This is a genomic window from Streptomyces sp. UG1, from assembly GCF_049974585.1.
Taxonomy (GTDB): Bacteria; Actinomycetota; Actinomycetes; order Streptomycetales; family Streptomycetaceae; genus Streptomyces.
In genome coordinates this window covers 51,131-72,784 of sequence record NZ_JBNGGG010000032.1, presented here as the reverse complement: position 1 = coordinate 72,784, position 21,654 = coordinate 51,131, and the positions used below count along the sequence as shown (strand labels likewise).

The 21,654-nt window shown below is 71.5% G+C and carries 17 protein-coding genes and 1 pseudogene; 7 read left to right on the top strand and 11 right to left on the bottom strand.

Annotated features, from left to right (window positions below):
- Nucleotides 1-40: 40 nt before the first annotated feature.
- The 6 genes from ACP4J3_RS32005 to ACP4J3_RS31980 form a co-directional block, all read right to left on the bottom strand.
- Complete coding sequence (locus tag ACP4J3_RS32005) at nt 41-2,917, bottom strand: glycoside hydrolase family 2 TIM barrel-domain containing protein (RefSeq protein ID WP_426539614.1); 2,877 nt, start codon at nt 2,915-2,917, stop codon at nt 41-43.
- A 28-nt stretch (nt 2,918-2,945) separates the two neighbouring features.
- Complete coding sequence (locus tag ACP4J3_RS32000; RefSeq protein ID WP_426539699.1) at nt 2,946-3,830, bottom strand: carbohydrate ABC transporter permease; 885 nt, start codon at nt 3,828-3,830, stop codon at nt 2,946-2,948.
- Nucleotides 3,831-3,838: 8 nt separating this feature from the next.
- The gene (locus ACP4J3_RS31995; RefSeq protein ID WP_426539613.1) at nt 3,839-4,804 is read right to left on the bottom strand and encodes a carbohydrate ABC transporter permease; all 966 of its coding nucleotides are present in this window, start codon (nt 4,802-4,804) and stop codon (nt 3,839-3,841) included.
- 20 nt (nt 4,805-4,824) lie between these two features.
- Complete coding sequence (locus tag ACP4J3_RS31990) at nt 4,825-6,081, bottom strand: ABC transporter substrate-binding protein (RefSeq protein ID WP_426539611.1); 1,257 nt, start codon at nt 6,079-6,081, stop codon at nt 4,825-4,827.
- A gap of 187 nt (nt 6,082-6,268) precedes the next feature.
- Nucleotides 6,269-7,513 (bottom strand): ROK family transcriptional regulator, encoded by a 1,245-nt coding sequence (locus ACP4J3_RS31985; RefSeq protein ID WP_426539609.1) that lies wholly within the window; start codon nt 7,511-7,513, stop codon nt 6,269-6,271.
- A 126-nt stretch (nt 7,514-7,639) separates the two neighbouring features.
- Nucleotides 7,640-8,893 (bottom strand): FAD-binding protein, encoded by a 1,254-nt coding sequence (locus ACP4J3_RS31980; protein ID WP_426539607.1) that lies wholly within the window; start codon nt 8,891-8,893, stop codon nt 7,640-7,642.
- A gap of 124 nt (nt 8,894-9,017) precedes the next feature.
- Here ACP4J3_RS31980 and ACP4J3_RS31975 point away from each other — a divergent pair, with 124 nt between their 5' ends.
- Nucleotides 9,018-10,025 (top strand): hydroxyacid dehydrogenase, encoded by a 1,008-nt coding sequence (locus ACP4J3_RS31975; protein WP_426539606.1) that lies wholly within the window; start codon nt 9,018-9,020, stop codon nt 10,023-10,025.
- 28 nt (nt 10,026-10,053) lie between these two features.
- On the opposite strand, the pseudogene ACP4J3_RS31970 reads toward ACP4J3_RS31975, so the two are convergent.
- The 3 genes and pseudogenes from ACP4J3_RS31970 to ACP4J3_RS31960 form a co-directional block, all read right to left on the bottom strand.
- A pseudogene (locus ACP4J3_RS31970) lies at nt 10,054-10,321 on the bottom strand (transposase); the annotation flags it as partial.
- A gap of 119 nt (nt 10,322-10,440) precedes the next feature.
- Nucleotides 10,441-10,851 carry a DUF6069 family protein gene (locus ACP4J3_RS31965; protein WP_426539605.1) on the bottom strand — a complete coding sequence of 137 codons (411 nt, stop codon included), beginning with the start codon at nt 10,849-10,851 and terminating at the stop codon, nt 10,441-10,443.
- A complete protein-coding gene (locus ACP4J3_RS31960) occupies nt 10,848-11,387 on the bottom strand; it encodes a TetR/AcrR family transcriptional regulator (protein ID WP_426539698.1) in 540 nt (179 codons plus the stop codon). The genes ACP4J3_RS31965 and ACP4J3_RS31960 overlap by 4 nt, the downstream gene beginning before the upstream one ends.
- 313 nt (nt 11,388-11,700) lie before the next feature.
- On the opposite strand from ACP4J3_RS31960, the gene ACP4J3_RS31955 reads away from it, so the two are divergent.
- From ACP4J3_RS31955 to ACP4J3_RS31935, 5 genes are all read left to right on the top strand, one after another.
- Nucleotides 11,701-13,020 carry a radical SAM protein gene (locus ACP4J3_RS31955; RefSeq protein ID WP_426539604.1) on the top strand — a complete coding sequence of 440 codons (1,320 nt, stop codon included), beginning with the start codon at nt 11,701-11,703 and terminating at the stop codon, nt 13,018-13,020.
- A 190-nt stretch (nt 13,021-13,210) separates the two neighbouring features.
- On the top strand, nt 13,211-14,692 hold the full coding sequence (locus ACP4J3_RS31950) for a cellulose binding domain-containing protein (protein ID WP_426539603.1): 1,482 nt from the start codon (nt 13,211-13,213) through the stop codon (nt 14,690-14,692).
- A 255-nt stretch (nt 14,693-14,947) separates the two neighbouring features.
- Nucleotides 14,948-16,039: a ribosome small subunit-dependent GTPase A gene (rsgA, locus tag ACP4J3_RS31945; protein ID WP_426539602.1), complete on the top strand. Its 1,092-nt coding sequence runs from the start codon at nt 14,948-14,950 to the stop codon at nt 16,037-16,039.
- An 84-nt stretch (nt 16,040-16,123) separates the two neighbouring features.
- Nucleotides 16,124-17,824 (top strand): AlkA N-terminal domain-containing protein, encoded by a 1,701-nt coding sequence (locus tag ACP4J3_RS31940; RefSeq protein WP_426539697.1) that lies wholly within the window; start codon nt 16,124-16,126, stop codon nt 17,822-17,824.
- Between the two features lie 5 nt (nt 17,825-17,829).
- The gene (locus ACP4J3_RS31935; RefSeq protein ID WP_426539601.1) at nt 17,830-18,327 is read left to right on the top strand and encodes a methylated-DNA--[protein]-cysteine S-methyltransferase; all 498 of its coding nucleotides are present in this window, start codon (nt 17,830-17,832) and stop codon (nt 18,325-18,327) included.
- Nucleotides 18,328-18,376: 49 nt separating this feature from the next.
- On the opposite strand, the gene ACP4J3_RS31930 is transcribed toward ACP4J3_RS31935, so the two are convergent.
- Entirely contained in the window at nt 18,377-18,859 is a 483-nt protein-coding gene (locus ACP4J3_RS31930) for a DUF456 domain-containing protein (protein WP_426539599.1), read from the bottom strand.
- Between the two features lie 65 nt (nt 18,860-18,924).
- Nucleotides 18,925-19,914, bottom strand: coding sequence for a helix-turn-helix transcriptional regulator (locus ACP4J3_RS31925; RefSeq protein WP_426539598.1), 990 nt, complete (start codon nt 19,912-19,914; stop codon nt 18,925-18,927).
- 402 nt (nt 19,915-20,316) lie between these two features.
- Between ACP4J3_RS31925 and ACP4J3_RS31920 the strand changes: the two genes are divergently transcribed.
- Nucleotides 20,317-21,654: a PP2C family serine/threonine-protein phosphatase gene (locus ACP4J3_RS31920; protein WP_426539597.1), complete on the top strand. Its 1,338-nt coding sequence runs from the start codon at nt 20,317-20,319 to the stop codon at nt 21,652-21,654.

The following is a 21,654-nucleotide window of genomic DNA, read 5'->3' as shown; positions in this document are numbered from 1 at the left end:
CGGTCGGCATGGCTGCCGACCGGCCGGTGGTGGCTGTGTGTCACTCGGCGATCGAGAACACGAACGAGAACTCCGTGGGCTCTGCCTTCAGGTAGTACTGCGGCAGCGGGCCCGGACCGCAGGACTGCGAGCCGATGCCGTGCTGGCCGTGGTCGAGGTTGACCCAGACCGTGCCGCCGGGCGTGAGACCGGTCAGGTGCTGTGCGGCGTCCAACTGCTCGTTGGTCCAGCGCCGGGCGCTGAACCAGAACTCCGGGTCGCCCTCGATCCGCAGCCCGCCGAGCTCCGCCCAGCGGACGTCGGCGCGGGCGCCGTTCTCCTGCGGGCGGACGTACGGCGTCTGCAGCTCGTCCACGGTGGAGTGCCAACGGCCCAGCATCGACGCCGACCTGGTGTCCGGGTACGCCTCACCGGGGCCGCCGCCGAACCACGTCACGGCGTCTGCCCGCGCGAGCCCGAACCGGACGCCGAGCCGGGGCAGCGGCACCGTCCAGTCGCCCTCGGGCGTCACGGACACGGTGAGCCGCAGCCGGGTGCCGTCGGAGGTCCAGCGGTACACGGTGGCGAGGCCGATCTCCCAGGCGGCGGGCGCCACCCGGGTCCGTACCGTCAGCGCGTCGTCGCTCAGTTCGACGGCGTCCAGGCGGTGCCGCATGCGGTGCAGGCCGTACTTGCGCCAGAGCATCCCGTAGCGGGTGTCCGTCTGCCACTCGGCGCCGTCGTCGTTGTCCGTCGGCGCCCGCCACACATCCAGGCGCGGAGCGGTCACCTCGACGTCGCCGATGGTCTTCAGCGCGCCGGTGCGCAGGTCGAAGGAGGCCGGGCCGAGGTGGATCAGCTTCTCGCTCGCGGTGGGACGGTCGGTCGCGGACACCGTGGGCAGCGGACGGGCGGCGACGGGGAACTGTCCCCACGCGACCTCGTGGTCCTTCGGTCCCCACGCCGTGTCCGACGCCAGCAGCGCCCGGACGGTCCACTGGCTCTCGCCACCGGACCCGTGGGCCGGCGGCTCCGGCAGCTTCACGTCCGCCGACTCACCGGGGGCGAGGGCCGGCACCGACAGGCTGCCCGCCGCGACCGTCTCGCCGTCCACCTGGTACGACCACTCGAAGGCGAGCCCCGACAGATCGGCGAAGTCGTACGCGTTCGTCACCCGTACGGTGCCGCCCGTGCCGTCGCCCTCGAAGCGGACCGGCTCGATCACCTTCTTGTACTCGGTGAGGCCAGGGGAGGGCCGCCGGTCCGGGAAGATCAGCCCGTCGCAGACGAAGTTGCCGTCGTGCAGCTCCTCGCCGAAGTCGCCGCCGTAGGCGTAGCCCAGCTCCGGGTGCTTGATGCCGTGGTCGATCCACTCCCAGATGAAGCCGCCCTGGAGGCGTTCGTACCGTTCGAAGATCTGCTGGTAGTCGGCGATCCCGCCCGGTCCGTTGCCCATCGCGTGGCCGTACTCGCACTGGATGAAGGGGAGCCGGCGCCTCTTGTGCGTGCCGCCGTCCAGAGCCCGCCCGATGTGCTCGACCTCCTCGTGGGAGGCGTACATCCGCGAGTACACATCCGTGTCCCGGCAGTTCCAGTCGCCCTCGTAGTGCACCAGGCGCGAGGAGTCCCGGCCATGGATCCACTCGGCCATCGCGGTCAGCCCGCGCCCGGTGCCCGCCTCGTTGCCGAGGGACCAGAACACGACGGACGGGTGGTTCTTGTCGCGCTCGACCATGCGGGCCGCCCGGTCGAGCAGGGCCGGGGTCCAGCGGTCGTCGTCGACGGGGTTGTCGCGCCAGGCCTGCTCGGTGAAGCCGTGGGTCTCCAGGTCGCACTCGTCGATGACCCACAGTCCGTACTCGTCGCACAGGTCGAGGAAGGCCGGGTGCGGCGGGTAGTGCGAGGTGCGCACCGCGTTGAGGTTGTGCCGCTTCATCAGCAGCACGTCCTCGCGCATGGTCACCAGGTCCAGGGCGCGGCCCTTCTCCGGGTGCCACTCGTGCCGGTTGACGCCCTTGAAGAGGACCGCCCGGCCGTTGACCTTGACCAGGCCGTCCTCCAGGACGACCGTACGGAAGCCGATGCGCAGCGGCACGCGCTCGCCGGGCGTGATCAGCTCGCCGTCGTACAGCTTGGGCGTCTCCGCGGACCACGGCTCGACGGGAACCGTCACCGTCTCCCCGGTCGCGACATCGATGTCGAGTGCGGGCACGGACACCCGCCCGTCGACGTCGGAGTCGACGCGCAGGGTGCCCTCGCCCGTGGTGTGGTCGTAGGAGGCGTGCACGAAGAAGTCGCCCGCCGCGCCCGCCGGGCGGTGCAGCAGGGTGACGTCACGGAAGATGCCCGGCAGCCACCACTGGTCCTGGTCCTCCAGGTAGGAGCCCGCCGACCACTGGTGCACCCGGACGGCGAGCACGTTCCCGGCCGGCTTCAGCAGCTGACCGACCGCGAACTCGTGCGGCAGCCGGGAGCCCTTGAACTCGCCGAGCTCCGTGCCGTTCAGCCAGACCCGGGCGCAGGACTCCACGCCGTCGAAGCGCAGCACGGCGCCGCCGTCGTCCAGGGCCGGCCAGTCCTGCGGCAGGTCGAAGACCCTCAGGTGGTCGCCGGTCGGGTTCTCGGTCGGGACGTGCGGCGGGTCCACCGGGAAGGGGTACAGGTGGTTGGTGTAGATGGGGGAGCCGAACGCGCCGTCGCCCTGCAGGACCCAGTGGCCGGGGACCGTGACCTCGGCCCAGTCCCCGGCGTCGTACCCCTGCGCGGCGAAGGAGTCGTCCTCGGCGTCGGCGGTCGCCGACAGCCTGAAGCGCCAGTCGCCGTTCAGCGACAGGGACTTCGCGTCCGAGAGGGCGTACCAGGCACGGGGCGGCAGGGCCCCGGTGCCGGGGGAGACGTCCTCGACGTAGTCGGCGGAAGAGGTGGTGCTCAAAGACATCGGTCTCCAGGTCTTGAGAACGAAAACGTCAGCCCTTGATGCCGGTCTGTGCGATCCCCTGCACCAGCCAGCGCTGGAGGAAGAGGAACACGAACACCAGGGGCAGGATGGAAACGGCCGTGGCCATGAAGATCATGTGGAAGACGACGGTCTGGTTGGTCATGTAGCTGGAGAGCGCGACCTGGACGGTCCAGGAACCGGGGTCCTGGCCGATGACCAGCGGCCACAGGAAGGCGTTCCAGCCGTTGATGAAGGTGATGGTCGCCATCGCGGCGAAGAAGTTCAGCGAGTTGGGCACCACGACGCGCCAGTACGCGCCCCAGTAGCCCAGTCCGTCCATCCGCGCCGCCTCCTCCAGCTCCTTGGGGAACCCCAAGAAGTACTGCCGGAACAGGAAGCAGGTGAAACCACTGAACAGGCCCGGAATGATGAGACCGCGGTAGGTGTCCACCCAGCCGAGCGAGGAGACCAGTACGAAGCTGGGGACGAAGGTGACCGCGGTCGGGACCATCAGGGTCCCCAGGACGGCGTAGAAGACCTTGTTGGCGTGCTTGTACGGGATACGGGCCAGACCGTAGCCCGCGAGGGAGCACACCAGCAGGACGCCGACGGTGTGCGCGGTGGCCACGACCGCCGAGTTCCACAGGGACTGGGCGAAGGGGACCGTCTCGTCCGTGAAGAGTTCGCCGATGTTGCCCCACTGGATGTCGGTGGGGAAGAACTTCCAGTTCTCTCCGGTGATCTCGGCATCGGTGGACAGGGCGTTGCGGACGAGGATGTAGAACGGGACCAGGAAGAGGAAGGCGGCGACGCCGGTGGCGATGTAGAGGCCGGTGGAGCTCATCACGCCGCCACCGCGCCGGACGCGGCGGGGCTTGTCCGTCGTCGGCGCGGACTTTTGCACCTCGGGCATGGTGGTGGTCACTTGGACTCGTCCCCCCTTCCAAAGCCCATGATCTTGCCCTGGAGCAGGGTCACGGCACAGATCAGCACGGTCAGGATGAGCGCTCCGGCGCTGCCGGCGCCGTAGTCCTGGCTCTCGCCCAGGGCCTTGTAGTACAACTCGACGAGGGGCGGGCGGCCCCAGGTGGTCTTCGACAGCAGGTTGAAGAACTCGTCGAAGGCCTGGTAGGCGGCGATGAGCAGCAGCAGGATCACCGCGGTGGACGTGGCGCGCAGCTGGGGCAGGGTGATGTACCGGAAGGTCTGCCAGCCCGGCTTGGCGCCGTCGATGGCGGCGGCCTCGTACAGCTCGTCCGGGATGTTCTGCAGCGCCGCGATGAACAGGATCATGAAGAAGCCGGACTGCAGCCACAGCCGGGCGGTCACGATGACCAGCCAGTACCAGGGCGGGTTGGGGTCGGCCAGCCAGGCGATGTTCTCGATCCCGAACCAGCCGAGGACGGTGTTCATCAGGCCGAAGCGGACGCCGCTGAAGATGGACATCTTCCAGATCAGCGAGGCGGCGACATAGCTGACGGCGGTGGGCAGGAAGAACACCGAGCGGAAGAACGCCCGCATGAAGCGCATCCGGTTCACCAGCAGGGCCAGGCCCAGCGAGAGCGCCCAGGTGGTGGGCACGATGAACGCGGCGAAGACGGTGAAGGTGCCGAGCGAGCCGACGAAGTCGTCGTTCGTCAGCATGTACTTGTAGTTGTCGAACCCGACGAACTTGTCGGGCGTGACGGTGAAGCGGGCCTCGAAGAAGCTGAGCCAGAGGCTCCACAGGATCGGCGCGTAGACGAAGATCCCCAGACCGATCAGGAACGGCCCGGTGAAGAGCCAGAAGTTGAAGGTGGAGCTGCCCCGCAGGCCCCGCCGCGGCTTGGCCGGTGAGGCCTTCGCCGAGGCGGGGCGCGCGAGGTCGCGCGGTGTGGTCGTCGACATGGCGTGGTCCGTCCTACGGCCTAGCCGAACAGCTTCTTGAGCTCGCGGTTGACGGCCGTGTCGCACCTGTCGAGAGCCTTCTCCGGGTCCATGTTCTTACGGACGCAGTTGGCGAAGACGTCCTCGAAGGCGGTGCGCATGGCCTGGGTCCAGCCGATGTTGTCGAAGTGCCCGAACTCGTTGAAGAGCCTGACGCCCTCGGCGGCGTTGCCCGACTTGAGCTTGGTGGCCTTCTCGGCGATCGAGGTGCGCGGCGGGATGTGGAAGCCGTAGGAGGTGGCCCAGTCCTCCTGGTACTCGGCTTGGTCGATCCACAGCCACTTCACGTACTCCTTGGCCGCGTCGACGTTCTTGCCCTTGGCGTTGACGAACATCGACCAGCCGCCGTTGTAGACCGACTGCTTGCCGGAGTCCGTGACCTTCGGGAAGGGGAAGATGCCCCAGTCGTCGCCGAGCGCGTCCTGGATCTGCGGCATGGCCCACATACCGCAGAACTGGATGGCGCACAGACCCTGGATGAACGAAGAGGGGTCCCAGGACTCGGTCGGGGCGCCGAGGAGCAGATCGCCGCTGGTGAACAGCGTGCGCATCTTCTTCAGGCCCTCGACGACGCCGTCCGTGTGGTAGGCGATCTCGTTGTTCTCGGTGAGGTGCTGGGCGCCGGACGACCAGATCAGGGTGTCGTTGACGCTGTGCAGGTCGTTGCCCATGTACAGGCCCTTGACCTTGCCGGTGGTGAGCTTGGCGGCGGCCTCCATCAGCTCGTCGAGCGTGGTGGGCACCTCGACCTTGGCCTTCTCCAGCATCGACTTGCGGTAGAAGAAGAACTGCGGGTCGTCGATCATGCGGACGCCGTATATCTTCCCGTCCACCGTGTGCGACTTGATGTCGGCCGGATTGAAGTCGTCCTTGACCGGGTCGATGATGTCGGTCAGGTCCGCCACCTGACCGCTCTTGACCATCTGGATCTGCGGGTGGAACTCGAACAGATCCGGCGCGTTGTCGGTGAGCAGGGACGAGAACAGCTTGCTCTCGAAGTCGGAGCTGGTGATCCACTGCGTGGTCACGTTGGCGTCCTTGTAGGCCTTCGCGTACCGCTTGATGGCCTGCTCGGTGCCCGCCTCGCCGTACGCGTGGAACATCTGCACGAGGGTGTCGCCGGAGCTGCTGCGGCCGGTGTTGCCCCCGCACGCGGCCAGACCGCCGGCGGCGGCCAGGCCCATCGCGGCTCGCAGTACGTTCCGGCGGTCCCAGTTGGTGTTGCTGAATGCCGACATGCTGACGTCCTTGTCTCGAGTGCGGCTGCGGCCGATGCGCCCATGGCTGGTGCGGCTCAGCGCCAGATGGCTCAAATGGGGTTGCGCTGCGGGACGTTAACCTTCGGCTAAGGCTTCGGCAAGGGGTTGGACGAAGTCTGCACGAAGCGTTGTGCAACGTTCGGGATACCGGACGTGAGGGGCTGCCTCACGAAGGCGGTGCGGTACGGCTCCTCGCGGGCGTGGTGCGCTTCGCCGACCGCTGCCCGACGGACTGGAGGGCCCCTTCGAGTGCGAACGTCGCCGCGCCCAGGCACGCGGGGTCGGTGGGGATCGGGGAGAGGACGATCTCGGTGGTGGACATCGGGCGCGGCAGCGCGTGCCGGGCGACGGCCTCACGGACCTCGGCGAGCAGGGGCTCGCCGAGGGCGGCGGCCACCCAGCTACTGAGCACGACCACCTCGGGGTTGAGCAGATTGACCAGGTCGGCGATGGCGACGCCCAGGTAACGGGCGGTGTCCCGGACCACCTTGCGCGCCACCGGGTCCTGCGCCCGCATGCCCGCGGCCAGCGCGGCGATGGTGGCCGTCTGGTCCTCGGGGTGCAGCAGCGGACTGTCGGGGCTCAACTCCCGCAGGTTCAGCATGATTCCGGAGGCGCCGACATACGCCTCCACACAGCCGTGCTTGCCGCAGCGGCACAGTCGGCCGTCCAGCACGATCGTGGTGTGGCCCCACTCGCCGGCGCTGTTGCTCACGCCCCGGTGCAGCCCGCCGCCCAGGACGAGCCCCGCGCCCACGCCGGTCCCGAGGTTGACCACCACGGCGTCCCCGTGCCCGCGCGCGGCCCCGAACCACAGCTCGGCCACCGCGACGGCGCGCAGCGGGTTGTCCAGGTAGAGGGGGTAGGCGATGTGCTCGGTGAGCAGGTCGAGCAGCGGCACGTCGTGCCAGTCCCAGTTCGGCGCGTACTCGGACATGCCGGTGGCCCGGTCCACCTGCCCCGGCACGCTCACCCCCACGCCGAGCACCCGAGCGCCCTCGACGCCCGCCTGTGCCACCACCGAGCCGACGGCGGCGGCCACATGGCCGACCATCTGCGCGGGGAGGTTCTCGCCGGGGCGGACGTCCTCATCGGCGCGGGCCAGCACGTTCAGCGCGAGGTCGAACAGCTCGACATGGACGTACGTCTCCGCGATGTCGACGCCGATCAGCGCGCCGCCCGACGTGTTGACCGCCACGAGCCCCCGGGGGCGGCCCCCGGCCGAGTCCTCGAACCCGACCTCGGTGATCATGCGGAGGTCGAGCAACTCGCCCACCAGCGTGGCGACGGTGGCCAGGCTCAGCCCGGTGGCCGCCGCCAACTCCTGCCGGGAGGTCGGCGACGCGGCGATGATCTGGCGCAGCACCTCGTAGCGGTTCGCGGTGCGGATGTCGCGTGATGTGCGCTTCAACGGGCCATGCCCCCGTTCCTTCCGTCATGCCGGGGTCGACATCGGCACCCGGCGCGGCGCAAGGCTATGGCGTGCGGGTTCTTTCGACAAGGGGTTAGGAAAGGGGGTATACGAAGTCCTCCCGGGTCAGTCACCCAGTATGTCCTGCACGAAGGCGTTGGCGAACTTCCGCCCCGGGTCCAGTTCGCGCGCCAGCGCCCGGAAGTCGGCGAGGCGGGGGTACCGCTCGCGCACGATCCCGGCCGGCATCGCGAACACCTTCCCCCAGTGCGGCCGCGGCTCGAACGCGGCCAGCGCCGCCTCCAGCCGCCGCACCACCGGCAGCACGGCCGCCGTGTCCGCGACCCAGGTGAAGTGCAGGGCGACGGTGTCCCGCCCGTAGGAGGGGCTCAGCCACTGCTCGTCGGCGGCGACCGTGCGCACCTCGCAGGTCTGGAGCACGGGGGCGACCGTGTCCCGGATCGCGTCGATCGCGTGCAGCGCGTCCACGGCGTGCCCGCGCGGCAGCAGGTACTCCGACTGCAGCTCCGCCCCGCTGCTCGGCGTGAACTCCGCCCGGAAGTGCGGCAGTCGCTCGTGCCACGGCCCCGGCACCCCGAACTGCTCAGTGCAGTTGACCGCGGGCATCCCCGGCACCGGGTGCAGCTTCTCGGTGGCGGGCGCGGCCCACGGGACGTCGGGCAGCGGCTGGTCGGTGCGCCGCTTGAGCCACACCTGGCCGAAGCCCGGCGCACGCCAGTCGGTGAACAGGCTGACGCTGTACGCCGAGGACATCACCGTCTCGAAGCCCGCCGCGTCCAGCCCGGCCAGCGGCAGTCCGGTGAAGACATGCTGCCGGACGTCGAAGGACGGCTCCAGGTCCAGGGTGAGCGCCGTGACGACCCCGAGGGCACCGAGCGAGGTGACGGCACCGCCGAACCGCGGGTCGCCGCGGCCGACGGTCACCACCGAACCGTCCGCCGTGACCAGCTCCACCTCCCGCACGGACGCGGCCAGCGAGCCGTTGCCGACCCCCGACCCATGGGTGCCGGTGGCGACCGAGCCGGCCACCGAGATGTGCGGCAGGGACGCCATGTTGGGCAGCGCGAGGCCGTGCGCGTACACCACGCGGGCCAGCTCCGCGTACCGTACGCCGCCCGAGACCCGTACCGTACGGGCCCCGCGGTCGACGTCGATCACCGGAGGCAGGGCGGCGATCGACAGCAGGACGCCCTCGGGGCCCGGCTCGGCGATCTGGTTGAACGAGTGCCCGCTGCCCAGCACCCGCACCTTCGCACTCCGGGCCACCAAGGCGCCGATCGCGGTCACCGAGTACGGCCGGTGCAGCTCCTTGGCCGTGTAGGTGATGTTGCCCGCCCAGTTGGTGATCGTCTCCGTCATCCCTGCCGTCCCTCCACGTGAGTGCGTGTACGTTGACCCTCTCATTCGCCGCCGCCTACGGTAGAGAGCGTTTTCTCAACGGTTTCCGCAGCCCGGTGGGGCGGCCCAGTGGGAAGGTACTTCGTTGCCCGAGCGTCCCCAGGCCCTGTTCGCCATGACCGCCGAGAACGTGCCGCTCGTCTTTCCGCCCCCGGTGCTGGCGCGGCTGCGGGAGTCCGTGGACATCGATCCCGCGCTGGTCGCCGAGGACTTCACGGACCCCGTCGTCGCCGAGGTGCTCGCCCGCACCGAGATCCTGGTCACCGGGTGGGGCTGCCCCCGCCTCGAGGCGGCCGTGCTCGACGCCGCCCCCAAGCTGCGTGCGGTGCTGCACTCGGCCGGCTCGGTCAAGGGCCTCGCCACGCCCGAGCTGTGGCGGCGGGGCGTCGCGGTGAGCTCGGCGGCGGCGGCCAACGCCGTGCCGGTCGCCGAGTACACGCTGGCCATGATCCTGCTCGCCGGCAAGGACCTCTTCGCCGCCCGCGACCGCCTGCGCACCGAGCGGGCCTTCCCCGGCTGGGGGCTGGTCCCCGGCATCGGCAACCACGGCCGCCGGGTCGGCGTCATCGGGGCCTCCCGCATCGGCCGCAAGGTGATCGAGCTGCTGCGCCCCTTCGACCTGGCCGTCGCCCTCACCGACCCCTACGTCGACGAGGCGGGCGCCGCCGCCCTCGGCGTAGCCCTCCTCCCCCTGGACGCCCTCCTGCGTACCTCGGACATCGTCACGATCCACGCCCCCGAGACCCCGGAGACCCACCACCTCGTCGGCGCCCGCGAGCTGGCCCTGATGCGGGACGGAACGGTCCTCATCAACACCGCGCGCGGCGGCCTGCTCGACCACGACGCCCTGATCGCCGAGCTTCGCACCGCCCGCCTCTCCGCGATCCTCGACGTCACCGACCCCGAGCCGCTGCCCACCGACTCACCCCTGTACGACCTGCCGAACGCCTTCATCACCCCGCACCTCGCGGGCTCCCAGGGCAATGAGGTGGCCCGTCTCGGGCTCGCGGTCGCGGAGGAGGCGGAACGGTTGTGGGCGGGAGGGGAGTTGGCGTATCCGGTGGACCCGGGAGTGCTGGAGCGGGAGGCCTGAGGGGTGCATGGACGCCTCCGGAGTGCGGCACGTCGCCCGGGCGGGCGCAGATCGGCACCGCCTGCTCGGCGCCCAGGTGGCCGACGACGTACGCACGCAGATCGTCACGGACTGCGTCCGCATCCCACTTCGCCCGCTCCAGCAGATGCTGCCATCCCATCCGGTGTGGCCTCACGGGCCCATTCCGCGATCGTCCAGCAGTTCTTCCGCGGCAGGTCCGCCGGCAGCCCTCGAATGAACTTCCCGACCCGACGGCGGGGTTCGGCACGCGCGAACCGTCCGGCTGTGCGTCGCATCAGCCCGCGAAGTCATCGTCCAGGCGGCCAGGGCCGACGCTGTGACCAGCGGCCACCGCCTGATCTTCAGTCTTCGCACACCGGTGATCATCGGTTCGCGGCGTACTTGGAGCTGGCGGTCACCCTCTGGCGGCACCGGCTCCCGCCCCGGGGGACCTGCCGCCCAGCCCCGGGATCAGCACCGCCGCCACCACCAGGTGCATCAGAGCGAGGAAGACCCGGGTGCCGCCGTCCATGCCGTCGCCGATCAACGGCAGGAAGGACACCGCCAGTACGGCGCCGGCCACCCCGGTCCAGATGGCGCGGGCGCGCCGCGCCCCGAACCGCTCAAGGGCGGCCAGCAGTCCCCAGCCGGAGAGCGACGCGAGCAGTGCGACGACCGCCACGGGCACGGCGCCTATGTCGAGCGTCTGCTCGCCGTCGGCGATCCGCAGCCGGTGCCCCAGCAGTGGGTCCGCGACCAGCCACACCAGGACCGGGGCCAGGACGGCCAGGGCCGTCACCCACAGGCGCCTTCTGCGCGCGCTCACTTGTCACCTCCCGAGAGCGCCCCGTGCAGGAAGACCTCCACCAGCTCCTGCGGCGTCAGGTCGGGCTCGTCCTCCGTACGCGGCTGGGTGAAGAGCAGCCCGAAGAAGAGGGCCGCGATCTGCTCCGGCGGCCGGCGCAGGGCGGCCTTGTCGGGCTCCAGCAGTTCCGCGAGGGCCGCACGGATACGGTTCGTCGAATCGTCGCGGCCCGCGCCGCGCACCGTGCCGGGGTGCTTGCCGCCGCGATGCCCCAGCGAACCGAGGATCGCGCCCATCCTGTCCATGTGCGCCTGCAGCGCCTCGGCCGCCTCCGCGAGCCGGTCGGGCAGCGGCTGGGATACGTCGATCGCGTCGAGCTCGCGGATCGCGTGCTCGGGGGAGAGCGCCTCGGCCATGCACGCTTGCAGCAGCTCGTCCTTGTCGGTGAAGACGCGGAAGATCGTGCCCTCGCCGATGCCCGCGGCGCGGGCGATCTTCGCGGTGGTGACAGCGGCGCCGTATTCGGTGATCAGCGGGATCGCGGTCTGGATGATCATTTCACGGCGCTGCTCCGGCGACATGGCGGGGGCGCGACGGCGGGTGGTCTGGTTCTTCTCGGGTGCTGTCATGACCGCGAGAGTACGGAGTGAGTGCTCACTCTGTCAATGAGTGAGCACTCACTCCGTTCGCCCGGCGCTGGTGCCCCTCCTCCAAGACCTGCGGCCTGGTCCTGGGCCGGGACGAGAACGCGGCCCGGCGAACCTTTTCGGTGGAAAAGCCGGAAATATGAGAGATGCTGAGTCCAACTCAGCTCTTGAGCAACGGATACCGTGAGGAGTCGTACGCATCCGATCCAGATGGAGAGACACGATGGGCAGCCGCACCGCACTGGTCGAGGATCTGATGGAGAGGTTCCCGCACGTTCCGCGGGAAGCCGTCTTCAAGGAGGATCTGCTCCGGGGCGGGGTTGCCTTCGACCCGTCGGCCCTCAGTGACAACGAGGGTGGTGAGGTCAAGCCGAAGTCGTACTTCATCTTCTCCTTCGACCACGGCACCCTGCCCGAGCTCGGCGAGGCCGCGCTGCGCCGCCCGCCGGAGGAGATCATCCTCACCGGCGGGCCGTACGACCTGCGCCGGACCGTCGTGTCCGTGCGCGTGAACCCGGCGTCGCCGTACCGGGTCGCCGCGGACGACGCAGGCATGCTCGGGCTCTACCTCGACGGCAAGCGCATCGCCGACGTGGGCGTGCCGCCGATGCCCGAGTACTACCGGCACACGCTCGCCAACGGGAAGTCCGTCATGGAGGTCGCCCCGACCATCCAGTGGGGCTACCTGATCTACCTCACCGTCTTCCGGGTCTGCCAGTACTTCGGCGCCAAGGAGGAGTGCCAGTACTGCGACATCAACCACAACTGGCGCCAGCACAAGGCGGCCGGCCGCCCGTACACCGGGGTGAAGGACGTCGAGGAGGTCCTGGAGGCCCTCGAGATCATCGACCGGTACGACACCGCCAAGGCCTCCACCGCCTATACCCTCACCGGCGGCGCCATCACCAAGACGGTCTCCGGCCGCGACGAGGCCGACTTCTACGGCCAGTACGCCAAGGCCATCGAGGAGCGCTTCCCGGGGCGGTGGATCGGCAAGGTCGTCGCCCAGGCACTGCCGCGCGACGACGTCCAGCGCTTCAAGGACTACGGCGTGCAGATCTACCACCCCAACTACGAGGTGTGGGACGAGTACCTCTTCAAGATGTACTGCCCGGGCAAGGAGCGCTACGTCGGCCGCGACGAGTGGCACAAGCGCATCCTCGACTCCGCCGAGGTCTTCGGCGCGCGCAACGTCATCCCCAACTTCGTCGCGGGCGTGGAGATGGCGGAGCCCTTCGGCTTCAAGACGGTCGACGAGGCCATCGCCTCCACCACCGAGGGCCTGCGCTTCTTCATGTCCCAGGGCATCACGCCCCGTTTCACCACCTGGTGCCCCGAGCCGACCACCCCGCTCGGCAAGGCCAACCCGCAGGGCGCCCCGCTGGAGTACCACATCCGGCTGCTGCAGGCCTATCGCCAGACGATGGAGGACTTCGGCCTGTCCTCGCCCCCCGGCTACGGCCCGCCCGGCCCCGGCCGCGCGGTGTTCTCGGTGAGCTCCTTCATGGACAGCCTTCCGGCCGAGGAGAACGCGACGGTGTAGTTGAGACGAACGGGGCTCGCGTCCGTACAAGTGGCTGGAGTTGTAGGGACGCGACGGCCTGTCATGACATGTGAACACGGCGCTTGTCAGTTGTGTTCTCCACGTGAAAGGCTCATGTTCTGCCGCGAGGTTCCCCCCAACTCCATTGCCAATATGGCGAGTTGACCTCGCATGTGGATGCAGGAGACCCATGCCCGACCTGCCGACTCCCCAGGACGCCACCGAGGCAGCGCTGCTCTCCGAGTGCTGGGACGCCGTGCTGTCGTACGCCGATCTGTGCACGGCCGGCTCCTCGGCGGCCAACCAGCTCGCCGCGGAGGCGTTTTCCGCCGGCATACGCGAGGCCCGCGAGGCCGAGACCGCGACCTTCCGAAGCGCGGGCCGCCGCCCGGCCCGCCTGCCCCGGATCCCCCTCCTCCTGACCGCCGTACGCACCACGGCGGCCGCCTGGGAGGAGAACGGCCAGGGCCAGGACCTCGACCCCGATCTGCGCCTGTGGCTCAACTCCGACAAGGCCGCCCGCTACACCGGCCCCCCGCTGCAGCGCCCGCTCGCCCTGCGCGGACTGCGCGACCTGCAGGAAGCCGACGCGGCCCTGCTGTGGCTGGCCGAGGTGGAGGCGCTGCCGCAGACAGTGGTGGCCCGCCGGCTCGGCCTCGACCCGGCCACCGTCGCCGACGAACTCGCCCAGGTCCGCGGCCTGTTCCGGGACCGCTGCCAGCGCAACCACCTCGACACGCCGATGGACGCGCAGTGCCGCAGCTATGCCCGCCTCCTCGACGCCGTCACCCGCTCGACCGGCGCCGAGACCCCGGGCGACCTCTCCCGCCACCTCGCCACCTGCATGCAGTGCGCCGAGGCCGCCGCCTGTCTGCGGCCGCACGGCGGCGGACTGCCCGGGGCGCTGGCCGGCGGGGTGATCGGCTGGGGCGGCCTTGCCTACCTGGAGCGCCGCCGCCGGGCCACCGAGGTGCGCCTCGGCGGGCGCCCCGACCCGGTGGACGCGGACACGGACCCGCCCAACCCCGGTGCGCACAAGGCCCGCGTCGTGCGCAGCGGGCTCCTCGTCGCCGCCGTCCTCGTCTCCGCGCTCGCCCTGGCGGTCTCGATGATGCCGGGCGGCTCCACCGGCGACGGCGCGACTGCGGGCGACAGCCCGTCCGACCGGCAGCCGGTCGCCGACCCCGGCTTCACCCTGCCGACCAACTCCGCCACCGGGCCCTCCGCGGACTCCCCGGAGCCCTCGGACTCCGGCTCCGGCGACGACTGGCCCGAGCCGAAGAACCCCGACCCCGAACCCCAGGGCACCAAGTCGTCCACGGCCCGCGAAGACGACCCGGACCCCTCAACGGACGACCCGTCGGCCTGCACGGTCGACTACGACCTCGTCAACGAATGGCCCGACGGCTTCCAGGCCACCATCACGGTCACCACCGAACGCGCCCTGGACGACTGGCGCGTCGCCTGGTCCTTCCGCGACGGCCAGAAGGTCGGCCAGATGTGGGACGCGAGCTTCGCCCAGAACGGCTCCCGGGTCACCGCCACCGCCGCCGACTACAACAAGGCCGTCTCCGCGGGCGGCGAGCTGGCCTTCGGGTTCCTGGCGTCGCGGGAGGGCGAGAACTCGGCGGGCGTCGACTTCAAGTTGAACGGCCACGACTGCGCGTCATGATTCGCACGCCATAAATAGATTGACGGGCCTTCGCGGGGCCGGGCTAGAGTGACAGCGGTTCAGAGCGGTGGCCGCACGGCCGCCGCCGTCGAGCGGACATGAGTGAGGAGGTGTCGACCGATGGCTGTCTTTGCGACGGGCGCTGCCCGCATCCAGATCATCACGTCCACCTCCGTGGCCGCCGGCTGACCTCACCTGATCTCTCCGCGTCCTGTGCACGCGGCGGCCGGGGCCTTCTCGTGAAGGGTCACCCCGTTGACTTCCACCTCTGTCTTTTCCGCGTTGGCTCCCTACGGCTGGGACTCCGCCTGGGCCGACGCGTTCACCCCGTACGACGCCGAGGGGCTGCTGCCCGGGCGGGTCGTACGGGTCGACCGCGGGCAGTGCGACGTCGTCACCGCCGACGGTGTCGTACGCGCCGACACGGCGTTCGTCACCCCGCACGACCCGATGCGGGTCGTGTGCACCGGTGACTGGGTCGCCGTCGAACCCGCGGGCAATCCGCGCTACGTACGGACGTATCTGCCGCGCCGTACCGCCTTCGTGCGCTCCACCTCCTCCAAGCGGTCCGAGGGGCAGATCCTCGCCGCCAACGTCGACCACGCCATCGTCGCCGTGTCACTGGCCGTCGACCTCGACCTCGGCCGCATCGAGCGCTTCCTCGCCCTGGCGTGGGAGTCGGGCGCGCAGCCGGTCGTCGTCCTCACCAAGGCCGACCTCGTGCCGGACGCGGTGACGCTCGGGCACCTCGTGCAGGACGTGGAGACCACCGCGCCGGGCGTGCCGGTGCTGACCGTCAGCGCCACGCTGGGGGACGGGCTCGACGTCCTCTCCGCGGTCGTCGGCGGCGGTACGACGGTGCTGCTCGGGCAGTCCGGCGCGGGCAAGTCCACGCTCGCGAACGCGCTGCTCGGCGAGGACGTGATGGAGGTCCGGGCGGCGCGCGACGTCGACGGCAAGGGCCGCCACACGACCACCACCCGCAATCTCCTCGCCCTGCCGGGCGGCGGTGTCCTCATCGACACACCGGGGCTGCGCGGCGTGGGCCTGTGGGACGCCGAGGCGGGCGTCGGCCAGGTCTTCTCGGAGATCGAGGAACTGGCCGAGCGGTGCCGCTTCCACGACTGCGCGCACGAGAGCGAGCCGGGATGCGCGGTGCTGGCCGCGATCGACGCCGGTGAGCTGCCGGTACGGCGACTGGAGAGCTACCGCAAGCTGAAGCGGGAGAACCAGTGGATCGTGGCCAAGACGGACGCGCGGCTGCGTGCGGAGATCAAGCGGGACTGGAAGCGGAAGGGCGCGGAGGGGAGGGCGGCGATGGAGGCGAAGCGGGGGCGTTGGAAGTGACGCCCGGCGGGCCGCCGGTCGGCCGGCGCCATGTCCGATTTCCGCCAGCCCGGCTCCCGGCCACCGCGCACACTGGACACCGTGATGGACGAAGACACCAGGTACGAGGCGGTCCGCAGCCGTGACGCGCGTTTCGACGGCGAGTTCTTCTTCGCCGTCGAGACGACCGGCATCTACTGCCGCCCGAGCTGCCCGGCGGTCACTCCCAAGCGGCGCAATGTGCGGTTCTTCCCGACGGCCGCCGCCGCGCAGCGCTCGGGATTCCGGGCCTGCCGGCGGTGCCGTCCGGACGCCGTGCCGGGGTCGGCCGCGTGGAACGTGCGGGCCGACGTCGTCGGCCGTGCCGTGCGGCTGATCGGCGACGGGATCGTCGACCGGGAGGGTGTCGCCGGGCTCGCCGCGCGGCTCGGCTACAGCGCGCGGCAGGTGCAGCGGCAGCTCACCGCGGAGCTGGGCGCCGGACCGGTCGCACTGGCCCGGGCCCAGCGGGCGCACACCGCGCGCGTGCTGCTGCAGACCACCGATCTGCCGATCACGGAGATCGCGTTCGCGGCCGGGTTCGCCAGTGTGCGGCAGTTCAACGACACGATCCGGGCGGTGTACGCCTCGACGCCGAGCGAGTTGCGCGCCGCCGCGCCGCGGGGTGGCCGCTCCGCCCGGCGCGCGGCCACCCCCTCGGCCGGGATCCCGCTGCGGCTCGCCCACCGGGGCCCCTACCAGGCCGGCGCCGTCTTCGACCTGCTGGCGCAGGAGGCGGTACCCGGCATCGAGACGGTCGACGGCCCACCCGGCCACCGCACCTACCGCCGCACCCTGCGCCTGCCGCACGGCACCGCCGTCGCGGCGGTGGAGGAGCGACGTGGTGGGGCGGTGGCGGCCGCGGGCACGCATCGCGGCGGTGTCGTGGCGGGCTCGGGCACGCATTCCGGTGGTGTCGTGTCCGCCTCCGGTACGCATCGCGGTGGTGTCGTGGCGGGCTCGGGCACGCATTCCGGTGGTGTCGTGTCCGCCTCCGGTACCCGTCCCGGTGGTGTCGTGGCGGGCTCGGGCACGCATCGCGACGGTGCGGTGGCCCCCTCCGGTACCCATCCCGGCAGTGTCGTGTCCGCCTCCGCCACCCGCCCCGGCGGTGTCCTGTCCGCCTCCGGTACCCGCCCCGGCGGTGTCGTGGCGTCCTCCGCCACCCACCCGGGCGGCTGGCTCGACGTTCGGATTCATCTCACCGATCTGCGTGATCTGACCACCGCCGTGCAGCGGCTTCGGCGGCTGTTCGACCTCGACTCCGATCCGTACGCCGTCGACGCCCGGCTCGGCGCCGACGCCCGGCTCGGGCCGCTCGTCGCCGCCCGGCCGGGGCTGCGGTCGCCCGGGGCAGCCGATGCGGAGGAGCTGGCCGTGCGGGCGCTGGTGGGGCCGGTGGCGGCCGAGCGGCTGGTGCGGCGGTACGGGAAGGCGCTGGACGCCCCCTGCGGCAGCCTCACCCATCTGTTCCCCGAACCGGGCGTCCTCGCCGAGGCCGAGCCCGGCCCGCACAGCGCCCTCGGCGCACTCACCGCCGCCCTGGCCGACGGTGCCGTACGGCTGGACCCGGGCGCCGACCGGGACGAGGCGCAGGACGCGCTGCTGCGGCTGCCCGGCCTCGACGCCCGTACCGTCGCCGTCATCCGCACCCGCGCCCTGGGCGACCCGGACGTCGCGCCGCCCGGCGTGGACGCCCCCGAAAGCTGGCGCCCCTGGCGCTCTTACGCCGTGCGACACCTGCGTGCAGCAGGGGAGTTGGAGTAGTAGTCATGTTGGTCGCGAATGTCACCCGTTGGGCTGAGCTGGACAGCCCCGTCGGCCCCCTTCTCCTCACCGCCGACCCCGCCACCGGCGCCCTGACCTCGCTCTCCGTGCCGGGTCAGAAGGGCGGCCGGACCGTGCAGGAGGGGTGGCGGCGCGACCCGGCGCCCTTCCGCGCGGCCGAGGAGCAGCTCGGCGCCTACTTCGCCGGTGAGCTCAAGGAGTTCCGGCTGGAGCTGAGCACGGACGGCAGTGGGTTCCGGGAGCGGGTCTGGGCGGCCCTCGACGACGTTCCGTACGGGGCCACGACGACGTACGGCGAGATCGCCGCCCGGATCGGTGCGTCCCGCGCCGCCGTGCGGGCCGTCGGCGGCGCGATCGGCGCGAACCCGCTGCTGATCGTCCGCCCCTGCCACCGTGTGATCGGGGCCGACGGATCGCTGACCGGCTATGCGGGCGGCCTCGAACGCAAGACGCGGCTGCTGACCCTGGAGGGCTCGCTCTAGGCGTCCCTCCAGTCCCCGGATACCCGCCAGTCCCCGGATACCCGATGTGTCAGCCCCAGATCACCGCCCCCAGCCACGCCCCCGCGATCAACTGGCAGGTGAACAGCTCCGCCAGCACGCTCCACCCACCCGACCGCAGCGCCGACCGCATCGCGGCCCGCGCCTCGCCCCGGCGGCCCAGGCGGAGCCGTTCCTCCAGGTAGATGCCGGCCATGAAGCCGGGGATCGAGCCGAGCACGGGGATCAGGAAGAACCCCAGGAACGACCCCGCCCCCGCGTACACGGTCATCCGGCGGCCGGCCCAGTTCGGGCGCAGCCGGCGGGGCGGGAGAGCCCAGCGCACCACCTGGGAGAGGAACAGCGCGACGGTGGCCCCCACGAGCACCCACCACGCGACCGGCTGGGGATCCTGCAGCGCCCACCACATCACCGCGGCCCACACCAGCCACGACCCCGGCACCCCGGGCACCAGTACTCCGCACAGGCCGAGCAGGAGGACCAGACCGACCAGCAGGAGGTCCCACACTCCCATCTGACCAGAGTGCCGGAGCGGGCGAGAGCGCGCAGATCAGCGCTCGCTTCCCTGGTGCACCGCCGTCACCCCTGCCGCTCCCGCGCCACCCACCCCCGCTCGTAGGCGTGCCACCCGAGCTGCAACCGGGTCGTCACCCCGGTCAGCTCCATGAGCCGCCGCACCCGGCGCTGCACGGTCCGCAGGCCCAGGTCGAGCTGCTTGGCCACGCTCGCGTCGGTGAGGCCGGCCAGCAGCAGCGAGAGCACCTCCAGGTCGGTCTCGTCGGGACCGTCCGGCTGCTGCTCGGTGACCCCGGAGGCGCCGAGACTGACCGGCAGCGCGTCCCGCCACACCGACTCGAACAGCCCGCTGAGCAGCTCCAGCAGCCCGCTCGCATGGACGACCAGCGCGGCCGGCTCGGCGCTGTGCGAGATGAGCGGCACCAGGGCGAGGGTCCGGTCGGCGATCACCAGCTTGGTCGGGACCCGGTCCACGACCCGGATCTGCTCCTCGCGGCCGAGGGCGGCGGACAGCTCGGTGATGCCGTGCGGCTGGTCGAGGACCGAGCGCTCCAGGACCACCCGGTAGCGCACACCCCGGCCGGCGGCCTGCTCCTCCGCCTCGTTCTCCGTGCCGGTGACGGCGACCGGGGTGCCGGTGACCAGCGCGCACACCTCGTCGCTCGCGCCGAGCTGGAGCTGCAGGAAGCGCTGCGACACGGCGGCCGCGCCGATCACCACCTCGACCAGGTCGTGCACGGCGGGCTCGGTGGCCCCCGCCCGGTACTCCTCGGCGAGCAGCGCGGCGGCCAGCTCCGCCTTCTCCAGCTCGTGCCGCTGCTGGGTGAGCAGCGCGCCGAGCGCCACCCCGGGCGGCGCGGCGACCCAGCGGCCGGGCCGGGCCGAGGACTGTGCGGCCAGCCCGTGCCGCTCCAGTTGGCGCAGGGCGCGCTCGGTGTCGTGCTCGGCGAGGGTCAGCCGCCGCGCGAGATCCGGCACGTCGGCGGCGCCCACGGACACCAGGGCCCGGTAGGCCGACTCGTGCGCCTCGTCGAGACCAATCGCTCCCAGCATCTGGCTGCGCCCCTCCCCAAGCGAACACCCGCGTCCGGTCCGTGGCGGAAAACGGCCACGGCGTAAAACCGCCTCAGCACATCATCGCCGTACCACCCGTCACTCTGCCAATGTGTCGCCACCGCAGCATCAACCACCCCCGCTTTGCCCGACTTGGGGCGGCGATGGGTCCTTGCGTATGCGTACGACGAGGGCGGGTACTGGAGTGAGGCGCGGACGGTGTGGCAGGCGCCCAGATCGTGACCCGGGCCCGGGTCACCCGGTAGTCGCCGGGCGGTTCTCCCGTGGGGGGTGGGGCCGCCCGGCGACGTGTGTCGGCAGCGGTTTCGCAAGGCTGTTCGCCGGGCCGGATTTTCCTGATGCCCCGTTTTCATCCGGGCCGTGCGGTGGACAATTGGGGGCATGAACCAGCAGGGGGGAAGGCCCAGCGGTCACGAGGACGACTGGTGGGGGCAGCTTTATGGCGACGTCGCCGACGACACCGGCCCGACGACGGCCCCCGACTCACTGGACGACCGGTTCGCCTCGGCGGCGGGGGCGGTGAACCAGCGGTCGGGGACGGGCGCGGCCGTTCCGTCGCCTCGCGCAGAGGCGGATGCCGCGCCGGCCCCGTCGGCGTTTCCGCCCGGTCTGCCGAAGCCGCCGGGATTCACCGTGGAGACGCCGCCGTCCGACGACGAACCGCCGTCCCCGGCCGACGTCCCCGAACCGCCGTCCCCGGCCGCCGTCCCCGAGCAACCGGCCCCGCAGGAGCCCGCCCCCACCCCGTCACCCCGCCCCCTCGACTACGTGGGCGACGGCCCTCCCACCTACGCCGCCGAACCCACCGCCCTCCCGCCCGCCGACCCGGACGACCTCGACGACCTGGTCGCCGACACCGTCCTCGACGGCGCCCACTACGGGGCCTGCACCCTGCGCGCCGTCTCCCTGCGCGGAGACTCCGCCCGCTACCGGGGCGAACCCCGCCGCGACTCCCTCCTCACCGCCCGCTTCGGCACCGGCGACCACGCCCTGCTCCTCGTCGCGATGGCCACCGGCGCCCGTGCCACCCCGGGCGCGCACCGCGCCGCCGCCGAGGCCTGCCACTGGATCGGCCGGGCCGTCGGCCGCAGCCATGCGAGGCTCTCCGAGGACATAAGGGCCGCCAGGCGCGGCGACCTCAAGTCCGGCCTGCACCGGCTGACCGACCGCAGCCTCGGCAAACTCCGTGCCAGCGCCGCCGAACAGGGCATCGACCCCGAGGAGTACGCGGCGACCCTGCGCTGCCTGCTGCTGCCCGCCGACCCCGAGTGCCGTACGCGCGTCTTCTTCGGCGTAGGCGCGGGCGGGCTGTTCCGGTTGCGCAACGGCGAGTTGCAGGACATCGAACCCCTCGTCACCGACGTCACCGGCGAACCCGTCGTGGGCTTCGGCTCGCTGCCCGCCGAGACCCCCGAGGGCGACCGCCTCACCATGGACCTCGGCATCACCACACCGCCGAGCCCCTACGACCCGGCCCCCGAGCCGCCCCGCGAACCCTTCCGCTTCCGCGCGTCCGTGGCCCGCCCCGGCGACACCCTCCTGATGTGCACGGGCGGCCTCGCCGACCCCCTGCGCGGCGAACCCGAACTCGCCGCCCACCTGACCGACCGCTGGTCCGGCTCCGAACCACCCGGCCTCGCGGAGTTCCTCCTCGCCACCCAGGTCCGCGTGAAGGGATACGCCGACGACCGCACGGCCGCCGCGGTGTGGGAGAGCTAG

Bases quoted from the DNA above. Each gene is read 5' to 3' on its own strand.
- ACP4J3_RS32005 (WP_426539614.1), bottom strand. From the start codon at position 2,917: ATGTCTTTGAGCACCACCTCTTCCGCCGACTACGTCGAGGACGTCTCC.
- ACP4J3_RS32000 (WP_426539699.1), bottom strand. From the start codon at position 3,830: ATGCCCGAGGTGCAAAAGTCCGCGCCGACGACGGACAAGCCCCGCCGC.
- ACP4J3_RS31995 (WP_426539613.1), bottom strand. From the start codon at position 4,804: ATGTCGACGACCACACCGCGCGACCTCGCGCGCCCCGCCTCGGCGAAG.
- ACP4J3_RS31990 (WP_426539611.1), bottom strand. From the start codon at position 6,081: ATGTCGGCATTCAGCAACACCAACTGGGACCGCCGGAACGTACTGCGA.
- ACP4J3_RS31980 (WP_426539607.1), bottom strand. From the start codon at position 8,893: ATGACGGAGACGATCACCAACTGGGCGGGCAACATCACCTACACGGCC.
- ACP4J3_RS31960 (WP_426539698.1), bottom strand. From the start codon at position 11,387: ATGATCATCCAGACCGCGATCCCGCTGATCACCGAATACGGCGCCGCT.
- ACP4J3_RS31955 (WP_426539604.1), top strand. From the start codon at position 11,701: ATGGGCAGCCGCACCGCACTGGTCGAGGATCTGATGGAGAGGTTCCCG.
- ACP4J3_RS31950 (WP_426539603.1), top strand. From the start codon at position 13,211: ATGCCCGACCTGCCGACTCCCCAGGACGCCACCGAGGCAGCGCTGCTC.
- ACP4J3_RS31940 (WP_426539697.1), top strand. From the start codon at position 16,124: ATGGACGAAGACACCAGGTACGAGGCGGTCCGCAGCCGTGACGCGCGT.
- ACP4J3_RS31935 (WP_426539601.1), top strand. From the start codon at position 17,830: ATGTTGGTCGCGAATGTCACCCGTTGGGCTGAGCTGGACAGCCCCGTC.
- ACP4J3_RS31930 (WP_426539599.1), bottom strand. From the start codon at position 18,859: ATGGGAGTGTGGGACCTCCTGCTGGTCGGTCTGGTCCTCCTGCTCGGC.
- ACP4J3_RS31925 (WP_426539598.1), bottom strand. From the start codon at position 19,914: ATGCTGGGAGCGATTGGTCTCGACGAGGCGCACGAGTCGGCCTACCGG.
- ACP4J3_RS31920 (WP_426539597.1), top strand. From the start codon at position 20,317: ATGAACCAGCAGGGGGGAAGGCCCAGCGGTCACGAGGACGACTGGTGG.